This window comes from Sorangium sp. So ce1036, from assembly GCF_051369805.1.
Lineage (GTDB): Bacteria > Myxococcota_A > Polyangia > Polyangiales > Polyangiaceae > Sorangium > Sorangium cellulosum_F.
The window spans coordinates 8,323,944-8,336,051 of the sequence record NZ_JBBMOX010000001.1; the positions used below are offsets into that span (position 1 = coordinate 8,323,944).

Below are 12,108 nucleotides of genomic sequence, written 5' to 3' on the forward strand. Positions count from 1 at the left end.
CGACCGAAGATAGGCGAGCTAGGCGCGCCTCATCGCCGCGGCCGTCGCATACGGCGGCTCGCGCCCCGCGCGCACGGCGGCGAGGTCGACGCGCATCGTCCTCGCGTCGGGATAACGCTCCTGCTTGTGGAACGCGAGCGCGCGGTCCACGACGGCGCACAGCCCGGGCGGCGCCGTCGGGGCGTGCTGCGCGAGGGGCGGCGCCTGCTCCGTGGCCGCGGCGATGAGCAGGCGCGCGTCCTCCAGGTTGCCGTGGATCGTGCGGCCCGCGAGCAGGCGGAACATCGTCGCCCCGAGGCCGAAGAGGTCCGTCCGGCCGTCGATCTCGCGGATGAGCCCCAGCGCCTGCTCGGGCGCCATGTAGTCGTCGGTGCCGATCGACACGCCCGTGCTGGTCGCCGTCATCTCCGGCACGGCCGCGACATCCTCGAGCAGCGGATCGAGGACGCGCGCGAGGCCGAAATCGAGCACCCGCACGCGCCCGTCGTTGCCGATGTGCAGGTTCTCGGGCTTGAGGTCGCGGTGGATGATGCCGTGGGCGTGCGCCACGATCAGCACGTCGAGGACCCGCTCGGCGAGCGCGATCACCTGGCCGACGGGGAGCGTCCCGTGCCGGGCCATGCGGTCGAAGACGGTCTCGCCCTCGAGCACCTCCATGGCCATGTACACCGTGCCGTCGTCCGCCGCCGCCGCCTCCAGCACCCGCGGCAGCCCCTCGCAGAGCGGCGCCACGGCGGCCAGCGCGCTCCCTATCGGCCCCTCGCGCAAGAACCGCTTCCGCACCTCGTCGATGCTGGCGAGCTCGGCGTGCAGCACCTTGACCGCCGCCGCGCACCCGTCGGCGCGGCGGCAAGAGAAGACGCTCGCCATGCCGCCGACCCCGAGGACACGCTCCACGAGCCACGGGCCGATCCACGTGCCGACGCGCTGCTCGGCCAGCTCCTCTTCGGTCGCCATCGGGGCGATGATATCACCGGCCACCCGCTGGATCCGCCGGGGAGCGAGCTGAAACATTCCAGCGGAGGGCGCGGCGCTACTCCTGCCAGAGCACGCCGAGCTCGATCTCCACCGCGTCGAACGGCGCCGCGCGCACCGGGGCGTCGCCCTCCCACGTGCCCATGCGCGCGAACCGCCCCCCCTCGATGCGGTAGACCTCCAGCGACCGGCGCTGCGGATCGATGAGCCAGTAGTGCGTCACGAGCTCGCGCGCATAGATGACCATCTTGTCGCGGCGATCGAGCGCCTCCGTCGACGGCGAGATCACCTCGCACACCCAGTCGGGCGCGAGGAAGATGGCGGCGTTCCGCATCGGGATCTGCGGCATCCGGTCGCGGCGCCACGCGGCGATGTCGGGGATCACGATGTCCGGATCCGGGCCGAGGTGCAGCTCGGGCTCGACGAGCAGCGCCCACCGCCCGGGCCCCTTGATGCCGCGGCGAAAGGGCAGGTAGAGCTCGCCGGCGAGCACCGACGTCACGTTGCGACAGGACAGCGACGGCCGCGGCGTCGCGTGCAGCACGCCGTTCAGGACTTCGGCCACCTGGTTCGGGGGCGTGTCAAGGACATCCTGGTAGGTGGCGCGACGTGCGCTGTCGGACATGCGCGGAGGGTAGCACGCAGGCCGCGCCCGGCGGCTACCGCCCCGAGGCGGGTCGAAAATCCCGGAGCGCCCCCCCGATCGCCGCGCCTTCGTTGTAGATTCCGCCGCCATGAGCGAAGCCGCCCCCACCCCCAGCACACGCCCCCGCCCGCTCGTCCTCTGCATCCTCGATGGATTCGGCGAGCGCGCAGAGAAGGACGACAACGCGATCGCCCTCGCGAAGGCGCCGAATCTCCAAGCGATCCAGAAGAGCGCCCGGAAGACGCTGATCGGGACGAGCGGCCCCGACGTCGGCCTGCCGGTGGGTCAGATGGGCAACAGCGAGGTCGGCCACCTGAACTTCGGCGCCGGCAGGATCGCGCTGATGGACATCTCGCGCATCGACGTCGCGATCGCCGAGAACAAGCTCGGCTCGAACGAGATCATCGCGAGGACCTTCCGCATCGCCCAGGACCGCAAGTGCCGCCTGCACCTGTTCGGGCTCCTCTCCGACGGCGGCGTGCACTCGTCGCTCGATCACTTCTTCGCGCTGTTCAAGCTCGCGAGGTTCCACGAGGTGCCCGTCGTCCTGCACGCCTTCCTCGACGGGCGCGACACGCCGCCGAAGAGCGCGTGGGGCTACATCGAGCGGACCCTCGCGGAGCTCGAGGGCGTCGGCGTCATCGGCACCCTCTCGGGCCGGTACTACGCCATGGACCGCGACAAGCGCTGGGACCGCGTCATGAAGGCCTACACCGCGATCGTGCGCGGCGACGCGCCGCGGGCCGACACGGCGTACGAGGCGCTCGAGGCGTCGTACGCGGCCGGGAAGACCGACGAGTTCGTCGAGCCCGTCCGCATCGGCGACTACCAGGGCATCCAGGGCGACTTCGTGGCCGACTTCGCCGCGAAGGACCCGCGCTGGGAGTGGCAGGGCGAGGAGGTCGGCCTCGCCGTCAACTTCAGGCCCGACCGGATGCGCGAGATCTCGGCGATGCTCACGCGGAGGAACCTGCCGCCCGAGGTCGAGGAGATGCTCACCGACCGCGGCAAGCCGGTCTACGCCTTCCAGGAGCACTGCTACAGCGGCATGACCGAGTACGACGCGGCGCTGAAGCTGCCGGTCGCGTTCCCCAAGGACGAGGTGACCGACTCGTTCCCCGAGGTGATCGCCCGCGCCGGGCTCAAGCAGCTCCGGTGCGCGGAGACCGAGAAGTACGCGCACGTCACGTACTTCTTCAACGGCGGGCGCGAGGAGGCGTTCCCGGGCGAGGACAGGAAGCTCGTGCCGTCGCCGCGCGACGTCGCCACGTACGACCAGAAGCCCGAGATGAGCGCCGCGGGCGTGGCGGGCGAGGTCACCGCCGCGGTCAAGAGCGGCAAGTACGACTTCATCCTGGTGAACTTCGCGAACCCGGACATGGTCGGGCACACGGGCATCCTCGAGGCCGCCATCCACGCCGTCGAGGCGGTGGACACGGGCGTCGGGGCCATCGCGGACGCCGTGCGCGAGGCCGGCGGGGCGATGCTCATCACCGCGGACCACGGCAACTGCGAGCAGATGAAGGACGAGCACGGCAACCCGCACACGGCGCACACGCTGAACCCGGTGCCGCTCTATTACCTGAACCAGAACGACCCGGGGATCGAGCTCCGGTCGGGCGGCCGCATCTGCGACGTGGCGCCCACGATGCTCGAGATCCTCGGCCTCCCGCAGCCCGCGGCGATGACGGGGCGCTCGCTCCGCGTCCGACAGCGGTAGTGGTCGCCGACGAGAGGCAGCTCGGCCCGTACGTCCTGCGCGAGGCCGTCTCGGCGCGGGCGCTCACGGTGACGTACCGGGCCGAGCACGAAGGGCTCGGCCGGGCGGCGCTGATCAAGACGCTGAAGCCCACGGTGTCGGCCGCGAGCGCGTTCGCGGCCGGCCTCGAGCGCGAGGCGAAGATCCTCGCCCGGATCCGGCACCCGAACATCATCGACATCCACGATTTCCAGCGCGACGGCGACCGGATCTGGCTCGTGCTGGAGCCGCTCTCGGGGCCGACGCTCGCGGCGCTGTGCGCGCGCGCGGGCCGCCTCGATGAGGTCGCCGCCGCGGGCATCGCGCTGGAGATCGCGCGCGGCCTCGGCCACGCGCACGAGCGGGGCGTGGTGCACCGCGAGCTGCGCCCGGACCGCGTGCTCATCACGCCGTCGGGCGGCGTGAAGATCCTGGAGTTCGCGGCGGCGTCCGACGGCCGGCTGCCCTCGTTGCCCGAGCCGTTCGAGGGCAGCGACACGTTCGCGCGGCCGGACTACATGGCGCCGGAGCAGATCCTCGGGGCGGAGGTCGGCCCGCAGGCGGACGTGTTCGCGCTCGGCGTCGTGCTGTTCGAGATGCTCACCGGGGCGCGCCCGTTCGACGAGCCGAGGGCGGAGCGCGCGGACGCGCCGCGGGCGTCCCGCGCGCCGCGCGAGCGCGAGCGCGACGACGACCGGTGGGCCGAGGGCAGGGCCGTGGCGCACCGCGTCCGCAGCGCGCCGCCGCAGCCGCTGCGCGCGCTCGTGCCCGACGTGTCGCGCGGCCTGGAGCGGATCGTGCTCCGCTGCCTGGAGAAGGAGCCGGAGCAGCGCTACGAGAGCGGCCGCGCGGTCGCGGACGCGCTGGCCGAGGAGCTCGCCGAGCGCGGCCAGCCGCAGGCGCGGGCGCACATCGCGCGGGCGCTCGCGGCGGCGAAGCTCGGCGGGGAGGAGCTCCCGCCCGCGGAGGTGCCGGCCGTCCGCCCCGCGGTCGAGGCGCGGCGCGCGCCGCCGCTCGGGCCCGACGCGCGGCGGCTCTTCGGCGTCTTCGCGCTCATCGTGGCGGGCGCCGTGCTCATCGAGGTCGGCCTCCGCGATCACGACGTGGCCGGGCCGCCCGGCGCCGCGAGCGAGCGGGCCGGCGAGGGCGCGGAGGAGCGCGGGTACCTCAGGGTGCTCGCGAGGCCGTGGGCGGAGGTCGTCGTCGACGGGGAGCTCGTCGACGTGACGCCGATGGCGCGGCCGATCCCGCTCCAGGCCGGGCGGCATTACGTGACGTTCCGGCACCCGAACGCGCCCGAGGAGAAGCGCACGATCACCGTCTCGGCCGGGCAGACGGTGACGCTCGACGTGACCCTGCGGATCGACCGCAGCGAGCCCGACGCGGGCGCGCCGCCGGTGGAGGACCGGGACGCCTCGCCCTGACGCGCGGGCGGGCACGGGCGGACAGCGAGCGCGGAGGTCTCGCCGGGTCGCCCGGCCCCCGACGAGGGGGCTCGTGGGGCGGCGCGGGGCCGGGGGCCTACGCCTGTCCAAGGGATCCACGGTCCCGATTCATCCATCAGGGAGATCAACGAGGATCTTGCGCAACTGGAGCGGGAACTCATCGCGACGGAGGCGCATGGCGGCCGCCGTTTTGAGGGCGCCTTGACAGTGTATGCCGTCAACGAGCAGGATGTATGCCTGTCGAACAGCGACGCGGAGGTGTCCATGGCGAGCGGGGGCAGCAGCACCGGCATGAAGCGGAAGTCCTTTTTCGTGGACGAGCAGACCTTGCGCCGCGCCAAGCGGCTCCTCGGCGTGGATTCGGAGGCGGAAGTCGTCCGGCTGTCTGTCGAGCGGGTGGTGGAGATGGAGGAGTTCTGGCAATTCATGAACAAGACCCGGCGCAGCCTTCCGCCCGGAAGCATGGAGAGCCCGTGACGTGCGCTGGGCCATCCTCGACACGAACGTGTATATCGGCCACTGGGAGCGCGGGCTCTATCAGGCCGAGCTCGAGACGATCCGGCGTAGTTACATCGTCCGACATTGCTCGGTGGTCCTCTCGGAGCTGCGCCGGGGCGCGCGAACGCGGGCCGCTCAGCGCCTTGTAGACTCGCTCCGCCGGCTGCCGAGCGTCCAGTGGGGGCCGTCCGACGCTGACTGGTGGGAGGCGGGGCGCCTGATCCGGAAGATCGGCGACGCCCAGGGCTGGGAGGCGAGCAAGCGCCGGGACTTCCAGAATGATGCGCTCATCGCGCTCACGGCCCGGCGTCAGGGAGCGACGGTGATCACCGCGAACCGGGCGGATTTCGAGCTCCTCGCGGCAGAGATCAAGGTCCCGCTGCACGTGCTCTGACGGCGCATCGACCGGGCCGCTTCAAGCGCCGTCTGGGTCGCGTAGCTCCGGGGATGAAACGGGCCCGGCTTCCGGGTGGTTCGGCGCCGCCTGGACCGCGTTCTCGGCTCGCCTCGCCCAGGTCGACACTGCCGCATCGCTGGACGGCAGCACAGCCGGGGGCAATGCCTTGCCGGGCACGTGGCTGCCATTCCGGAATTCGCTCACGCTCGGCGCCTCCACGAGGGAGGATGTCGGCGGCCGTGAATCGCTCCAGCGACCACGATGGCCTCGGGCAGAATCCGGTAGAAGACCGCGTAGGGGAAACGTTCGACGAGTACGCCGGACGTCTCGATATAGCGGCGGATATGCGAGCGGTGCGCTCCGGACTGCGCGCTCGGCGTGTCAGAGGCCCCTCATGGGCCACGCCCCTGCCCGCCCTCGCCTCCAGCGCGGCGGCGGAGCGCGTCGAGCGCGAGCAGCGGCCGCTCCCGCTTCTCGTGGAGCTCGCCGAGGCACGCGCCGCTGCCGCGCTCGAGCGCCCGGCAGCAGTCGGGCCGCACCTCGTAGATCGAGCACAAAAACCGGCCGGCGCTCGCGTCGATCGTGAGCGCGGCGCAGCGGCCGTCCTCGATCCGCATGTAGCAGCGGTTGCCGATGAAGTGCGTGAGCGCCCGCGCGCGGTCGTCCATGCGATCGTGGTCGCACCCGAAGACGCGGACGTACTCCGGCAGGAGCGAGAAGCAGCACGTCCCGCACGCCGTGCACTCCGGGACGGCCACGCCGCCGCTTGCGCCCGCGCCCGCGCCGCCGCTTGCGCCCGCGCCGCCCTGGCGCCCGCGCGTCAGAGCCGGATCTCCACGTGCGTCCCGCGCTTCAGGTCGTTCAGCCACTTCACCTTGGCCTTCTGCAGGATCTCCGCCTGGAGCCGCTGGAGGATCTCCGGGCGGGCGGCCTCGAGCGTCGTGAAGCGGGAGGGCTGGCGGCTCAGGAGCTTCATCACGACGAACGCGTCGCCCACGCGCGTCGGCCCGGTCACGCCGCCCGGCTCGATCGCCAGGAGCGCGGCCTCGAGCTCCGGCGCCATCACCTCGCGCTGGCCGGTCAGCGCGGCCTGCGACCCCTGGGGCGCGCGGATCCCGAGATCGCCACCGGCGTCGCGGGTCGCGGTGTCGTCCGAGAACTGCCGGGCGAGCTCCGCGAAGTCCTCGCCCTGCTTCGCGCGCTCCGCGAGCGCCGCGGCGAGCGCCCGGCGCTCCTCGATCGCCTCGGCGCTCGCGCCGGGAAGGATCCGGAGCACGATCCACGCCGGGTGGTAGTCGCGCCGCCGGCGCTCCTCGCGCACGAGCCGGTCGAACGCCGTCTGCACGTCCTGCTCCGTGATGCGCACTCGGCCCCGCACGCGGAGCTGCAGCATCTTCCCCTCGAGGATCTGCCGGCGGATCTCGTCACGATACTCCTGCTCGGTGAGCCCGGAGGTCGTCCGCGCCAGCCGGAACAGCTCCTCGACCGTCGTCTGCTCCGCGGCCGCGATGTTCCGGAACGCGTTCTGGATCTCCTCGGAGGTCACGCGGACATTGGCCCTCTCGGCGGCCTGGCTCTCGAGCTCCTCGTCCACCATCTTCTGGATGAGCTCGCGGAAGAGCTGCGACTCGGCCGCCGCCTGCTGCGCGCCCGGCGGGACCTTGGCCTGGATCTGCAGGAGGAACGGGCGCGCCCGCTGCCGCAGGTCCGAGAGCAGGATCGCGTGATCGCCGACGACCGCGACGATGCGCTCGCTCACGACCGCATGAGCGAGCGGGGTCGCCAGGGAGGCGGCGGTGATGAGCCCGGCGAGGGCGAGGCGAAGCGGAGCGCGCATGACGCGCCTCTACCACGCGCCACCAGCCGGTTCCACGCGTTTCCTGGCAAGCCCGGCGCGCCATGACGCAGCGCGCCTATCGCGCCCCCTCCAGGAGAGGCCGCGTGAGCCAGCGTGGTGGTCTGTCCAGCCTGTTGCCTCAGCAATCCCGGCGCGGTAAGCGGCTACCATGACAACCTTCCCCGAGCCCACGCAAGGACAACCGATCTCCATGTCGCCGGCCGGCGCGCTGGTCGTGCCGGAAAACCCCATCGTGCCCTTCATCGAGGGCGACGGGACGGGGCCTGACATCTGGCGCGCGAGCCAGCGCGTCTTCGACGCCGCGGTCGCGAAGGCGTACGGCGGCAAGCGCAAGATCGCCTGGTACGAGGTGTACGCGGGCGAGAAGGCGTTCAACAAGTTCGGCACGTGGCTCCCGGACGGGACCGTGGAGGCGTATCGGAAGTACCTAGTGGGCATCAAGGGGCCGCTCACGACGCCGATCGGCAAGGGCATCCGGTCGCTGAACGTCGCGCTCCGGCAGCTCCTGGATCTCTACGTCTGCCTGCGCCCGGTCCGCTGGTACCGCGGCGTGCCCTCGCCGGTGCGGGATCCGAGCGCGGTGGACATGGTCATCTTCCGGGAGAACACGGAGGACATCTACGCCGGCATCGAGTGGGAGGCGGAGAGCCCGGAGGTGAAGAAGGTGATCTCGTTCCTCCAGGGCGAGATGAAGGTGAAGAAGATCCGCTTCCCCGGGACGAGCGGTATCGGCATCAAGCCGGTGAGCCGCGAGGGGACGGAGCGGCTCGTGCGCGCCGCCATCGAGTACGCCCTCCGCTTCAACCGGAAGAGCGTGACCCTCGTCCACAAGGGCAACATCATGAAGTTCACCGAGGGCGCCTTCAAGAACTGGGGATATTCGCTGGCGACCCGGGAGTTCCGCGACAAGGTCGTGACCGAGCGCGAGAGCTGGATCCTCGGCAACAAGGAGAAGAACCCCGACATCACGGTCGAGCGGAACGCGCGCGAGATCGAGCCCGGCTACGACATGGCGCCGCCGGAGATGCAGGCCGAGTTCCGGGCCGAGGTGGAGGCCGCGCTCGAGCTCTGGGACACCCACGGCGCCGGCAAGTGGAAGAAGATGCTGAAGATCAGGGACTCCATCGCGGACATCACGCTGCAGCAGGTGCTCACGCGCCCGAAGGAGTTCGACGTGATCGCCACCTTGAACCTGAACGGCGATTACCTCTCCGACGCGCTCGCGGCGCAGATCGGCGGCATCGGCATCGCGCCGGGCGGGAACATCAACTATGCGACCGGGCACGCCATCTTCGAGGCGACGCACGGCACGGCGCCGAAGTACGCGAACCTCGACAAGGTGAACCCGGGCTCGGTGATCCTGTCGGGCGAGATGATGCTGCGGCACATGGGCTGGGTCGAGGCGGCGGACCTCATCAACAAGGGCATGGACGGCGCCATCGGCGCGAAGACGGTGACGTACGACTTCGCCCGGCTCATGGAGGGGGCGACCGAGGTGAAGTGCTCCGAGTTCGGCGACGCCATCATCGCGAAGATGGGGTGATCTGCTGATCCAGGGGGCGTGGGGGGGCCCCGCGCCCACCCCTCTCCCCGGATCCACCTCCGACCCACATTCACGCGCGACAGCGGCAGTCCACGCTCGGGCAGCGGTCCGCGCCGCCCGCCTACGCGCTCCGCGGATCCACGGACGAGCCCGGGTACACCGTCCGGCGCGTGGCGCGCTCGCGGACGGCCTCGCGCGCGAGCGCGTCGGCGCGCTCGTTGAGCAGCACGCCCGCGTGCCCCGGCACGTAGACGAGGCGCGCGCGCGGCCGCGACGCGAGGGCGCCGCGCAGCGAGGCGACGAGCTCGGCGTTCGCCTTCGCCTTCCACCCCTTCTGGAGCACGCCGATCGAGTACTGGCTGTCCGTGTGGATGACGATGGGCCGCTCCGGCTCGGGGACCTCCTCGAGGGCGCGGAGGATGGCCGTCAGCTCCGCGATGTTGTTGGTCCCCGTGCCGAGGTACTCGCTGCGCTCGATCCGCTGGCCGCCGTCGATGACCACCACCCCGAGCCCCGCGGGCCCGGGATTCCCCGAGCAGGCGCCGTCGGCGTAGACGATGACGGCGCCCTCCGGCACGGGCGCCGCGGCCGCGGTCCCCCGCGCCGCCCCCTTGCGCGGAGCGCCCGCGCCCCCTGCCCCCTCGGCCTCGCCGGCGCGCGCCTTCACGACCGGCTCCGCGGGGCCGCACGTGTCGTCGGGCAGCACCTTCGGGTCGGCGATGGTCAGGTTGTCCGGGCGCGCCTTGTACCTGCGGCCGTCGTGGGGCTTGTAGCGGATCTCCACCCCGCCTTCCTCCACGGCCAGGGAGCCGGCGGCGTCGACGCGGGCGTAGACCGTCTGACCTCGAAGCAATGCGCGAACCCAGGGCACGCGCGCACCCTGGCACGGATCTCGGGCCGGCGGTACGGCGGACCGCGACAGGCGCCCGCGACCGGCCGGCCTCGCCGGACCAGGCGACGCCCCCCCACGTCCGTGCGGCGGCACGGGGAGCGGCGCGGAGCGCCTCACGCGCCGTTCTGGGCCGGCCGCGCGTCCGCTGGCAGCCGCAGCGCGAACGTCGTCCCGCGATCGGGAGCGCTGTCCACGTGGACGCTCCCGCCGTGGGCTTCCGCGCAGGCGCGCACCAGCATCAGGCCGAGGCCCCACCCGTGGGCGCCGCGCTCGCCCGCGGCGCGCGTGAACGGCTCGAACATCGTCTCCTGCGCCTCCGACGAGATCGGCGCGCCCTCGTTGTGCACCCTCGCCTCGACGCCGTCCCCCCGCTTCAGGATGGAGACGGTGATCGGCGCGTCCTGCGCGCCGTACTTCAGCGCGTTCGACACCAGGTTCCAGAGCGCGCGCCGCAGCTCCGAGGCCCCCCAGATCCCACGGGCGCCCTCGTCCGCGTGCAGCGCGAGGCGGCCCGGGTGCTCGACCGCGAGCTCGTTGACGAGCTCGCGGCCAATCTCGCCCAGGTCGCACTCCTCGAGCGTGAGCGACAGGCGCCTGCCGGCGTGGATCCGAGCGACGTCGAGCAGATCGATCACCATGCGATCCGCCCGATCCAGGTTGCGGACGACGACCTCGACCCGCCTCGCGACGTGCGTCCCGTCCGCGTCCGGCCGCGCGGCGAGCAGCGTCGCGGCCATCCTGGCGGCCGACAGCGGGCCGCGGAGATCGTGCGCCAGCACCGAGACAAACTGCTCCCGGAGCTCGCGCTCGGCGCGCACGGCGTCGAGCTGGCCAAGCAGGTCCTCGTAGAGCCTGGCGTTGTCGATGAGGAGCGCGAGCCGCTCGCCGATCGCCTGGATGCGCCGGATCTCCTGGGGGGTGAAGGGCCGTTTTTCGCAGAGGCCGACATAGACGATACCGAGGAGCGCGCGATGCGCCGGGAGACGGACGCCGAGCAGCGAGTGGATGCCGCTGTCCCGGAGCCCGTCCGGCACGTCGAGCGATGTGGTCTCCACGTCGCGGATCGACATCGGTCGACCGCGCAAGGCGACGGCGCCCGCGAACGACGAGGCGTCCACGGTCCGCGCATACTCGACGAGCGGCTCCTCGGCCAGGCCCACCGAGGCGACCATCACCAGATTCCCGGTCCTGGCGTCGTGCAACAGCAGCGCAGCCGTGTCAGCGCCCACCGACTCCATGACGACATCGAGGGCCTTCCTCAGGCGCTCCGACGACAGGGGCGCCTCGCTGCCGAGCGGCTCCAGGAACGGAGCATGGAGCAGCCGCAGGTAGTGCTTCTCGGTCTGCGCGTCCTCCTGGAGGTGTTGCCGGTACGCTTGCGTCACGAGCACCGAAGCGTCCTGGATCTCGGCGAAGAGGCGATCGATCTCCTCGGGGCTCGACCGCGCCTCGGCGGCCGAGACGGAGCAGGCGCGCAGGATCGCGCGCCCGAGGATCGCGAACTCTTCGATCGTCTCGTCGAGACGGAAGCCGGCGCGCAAGCGCGAGGACAGGTGGCTCTCGATGAGCTCGGCCCGCTCGCGCCGCACCTCCTCCCCGTCCCACCCGCGCCCAAGCGACCGCACGTACTCCAGCATCATGTTGGTCAGCTCGGGGCGCGTGAGCCCCCGCGCCGCCGCCGCCCTGTTCGCCTCGTTGGTCCACGACTCGAAGATCTCCGGTTCGTGGGCCGAGATGATCTGCTTGATTGTCCGCAATGGGACCTCCACGTTCCTGGCGAATCGTGCTTGGGCGATCGATGGGGCTCGCCTCGGTGCGCGTCATCCAGGCTCCCGGCCCTGCGACCCGGGCTCCTGGAAATGTCCCCAGAGCCCCTGGTCCGTGTTCCAGGGGTCAATGGACCACCGATCACGTTGATCGAGCGAGAAATGGACCTTCAAGGCGCCGAGGACGCCAGGATGGTATTCCATTCCTGGCGTCCTCGGCGCCTTGGCCGCTCGAAATTTTGCTCTTTTTCTGCGTTTCAGCCCGTTTGTCGCTCGTGTACCGCGTCGCCCGGGCTGCCGGTCCGAAGTGTCCCCGACGAGCCCGGCCCGCGCACGGCAGGCCGGCCCAG

At 71.8% G+C, this 12,108-nt stretch carries 12 protein-coding genes; 5 read left to right on the forward strand and 7 right to left on the reverse strand.

All coding sequences use genetic code 11. The annotated features are described in order from the left end of the window. Positions 1-18: 18 nt before the first annotated feature. Complete coding sequence (locus WMF31_RS31320; RefSeq protein ID WP_436605453.1) at positions 19-957, reverse strand: serine/threonine-protein kinase; 939 nt, start codon at positions 955-957, stop codon at positions 19-21. Positions 958-1,033: 76 nt separating this feature from the next. Further along, on the reverse strand, positions 1,034-1,600 hold the full coding sequence (locus tag WMF31_RS31325; protein ID WP_436605454.1) for a Uma2 family endonuclease: 567 nt from the start codon (positions 1,598-1,600) through the stop codon (positions 1,034-1,036). Positions 1,601-1,709: 109 nt separating this feature from the next. On the opposite strand from WMF31_RS31325, the gene gpmI reads away from it, so the two are divergent. From gpmI to WMF31_RS31345, 4 genes are all read left to right on the forward strand, one after another. After that, entirely contained in the window at positions 1,710-3,341 is a 1,632-nt protein-coding gene (gene gpmI / locus WMF31_RS31330) for a 2,3-bisphosphoglycerate-independent phosphoglycerate mutase (RefSeq protein ID WP_436605455.1), read from the forward strand. Continuing rightward, positions 3,341-4,783 (forward strand): serine/threonine-protein kinase, encoded by a 1,443-nt coding sequence (locus WMF31_RS31335; RefSeq protein ID WP_436605456.1) that lies wholly within the window; start codon positions 3,341-3,343, stop codon positions 4,781-4,783. The genes gpmI and WMF31_RS31335 overlap by 1 nt, the downstream gene beginning before the upstream one ends. Positions 4,784-5,005: 222 nt before the next feature. Next, complete coding sequence (locus tag WMF31_RS31340; protein ID WP_436605457.1) at positions 5,006-5,281, forward strand: hypothetical protein; 276 nt, start codon at positions 5,006-5,008, stop codon at positions 5,279-5,281. Between the two features lies 1 nt (position 5,282). Beyond that, positions 5,283-5,696 (forward strand): type II toxin-antitoxin system VapC family toxin, encoded by a 414-nt coding sequence (locus WMF31_RS31345; RefSeq protein ID WP_436605458.1) that lies wholly within the window; start codon positions 5,283-5,285, stop codon positions 5,694-5,696. A 395-nt stretch (positions 5,697-6,091) separates the two neighbouring features. On the opposite strand, the gene WMF31_RS31350 is transcribed toward WMF31_RS31345, so the two are convergent. Then, positions 6,092-6,457, reverse strand: coding sequence for a YkgJ family cysteine cluster protein (locus tag WMF31_RS31350; protein WP_436605459.1), 366 nt, complete (start codon positions 6,455-6,457; stop codon positions 6,092-6,094). Positions 6,458-6,519: 62 nt separating this feature from the next. Then, positions 6,520-7,536, reverse strand: coding sequence for a peptidylprolyl isomerase (locus WMF31_RS31355; protein ID WP_436605460.1), 1,017 nt, complete (start codon positions 7,534-7,536; stop codon positions 6,520-6,522). A gap of 169 nt (positions 7,537-7,705) precedes the next feature. Between WMF31_RS31355 and icd the strand changes: the two genes are divergently transcribed. After that, the gene (gene icd / locus WMF31_RS31360) at positions 7,706-9,100 is read left to right on the forward strand and encodes an NADP-dependent isocitrate dehydrogenase (RefSeq protein ID WP_436605461.1); all 1,395 of its coding nucleotides are present in this window, start codon (positions 7,706-7,708) and stop codon (positions 9,098-9,100) included. 121 nt (positions 9,101-9,221) lie between these two features. On the opposite strand, the gene WMF31_RS31365 is transcribed toward icd, so the two are convergent. The 3 genes from WMF31_RS31365 to WMF31_RS31375 all read right to left on the reverse strand — a co-directional run bounded on the left by WMF31_RS31365 (position 9,222) and on the right by WMF31_RS31375 (position 11,962). Next, a complete protein-coding gene (locus WMF31_RS31365; protein ID WP_436605462.1) occupies positions 9,222-9,971 on the reverse strand; it encodes a ribonuclease HI in 750 nt (249 codons plus the stop codon). 134 nt (positions 9,972-10,105) lie between these two features. Further along, positions 10,106-11,749, reverse strand: a complete 1,644-nt coding sequence (locus tag WMF31_RS31370; protein ID WP_436605463.1) for a GAF domain-containing sensor histidine kinase — start codon at positions 11,747-11,749, stop codon at positions 10,106-10,108. Between the two features lie 63 nt (positions 11,750-11,812). Next, on the reverse strand, positions 11,813-11,962 hold the full coding sequence (locus WMF31_RS31375; protein ID WP_436605464.1) for a hypothetical protein: 150 nt from the start codon (positions 11,960-11,962) through the stop codon (positions 11,813-11,815). Positions 11,963-12,108 lie beyond the last annotated feature (146 nt).

Coding starts and splice junctions, on each gene's coding strand:
- icd (WP_436605461.1), top strand. CDS start 7,706: ATGACAACCTTCCCCGAGCCCACGCAAGGACAACCGATCTCCATGTCG.
- gpmI (WP_436605455.1), top strand. CDS start 1,710: ATGAGCGAAGCCGCCCCCACCCCCAGCACACGCCCCCGCCCGCTCGTC.
- WMF31_RS31320 (WP_436605453.1), bottom strand. CDS start 957: ATGGCGACCGAAGAGGAGCTGGCCGAGCAGCGCGTCGGCACGTGGATC.
- WMF31_RS31355 (WP_436605460.1), bottom strand. CDS start 7,536: ATGCGCGCTCCGCTTCGCCTCGCCCTCGCCGGGCTCATCACCGCCGCC.
- WMF31_RS31325 (WP_436605454.1), bottom strand. CDS start 1,600: ATGTCCGACAGCGCACGTCGCGCCACCTACCAGGATGTCCTTGACACG.
- WMF31_RS31375 (WP_436605464.1), bottom strand. CDS start 11,962: ATGGAATACCATCCTGGCGTCCTCGGCGCCTTGAAGGTCCATTTCTCG.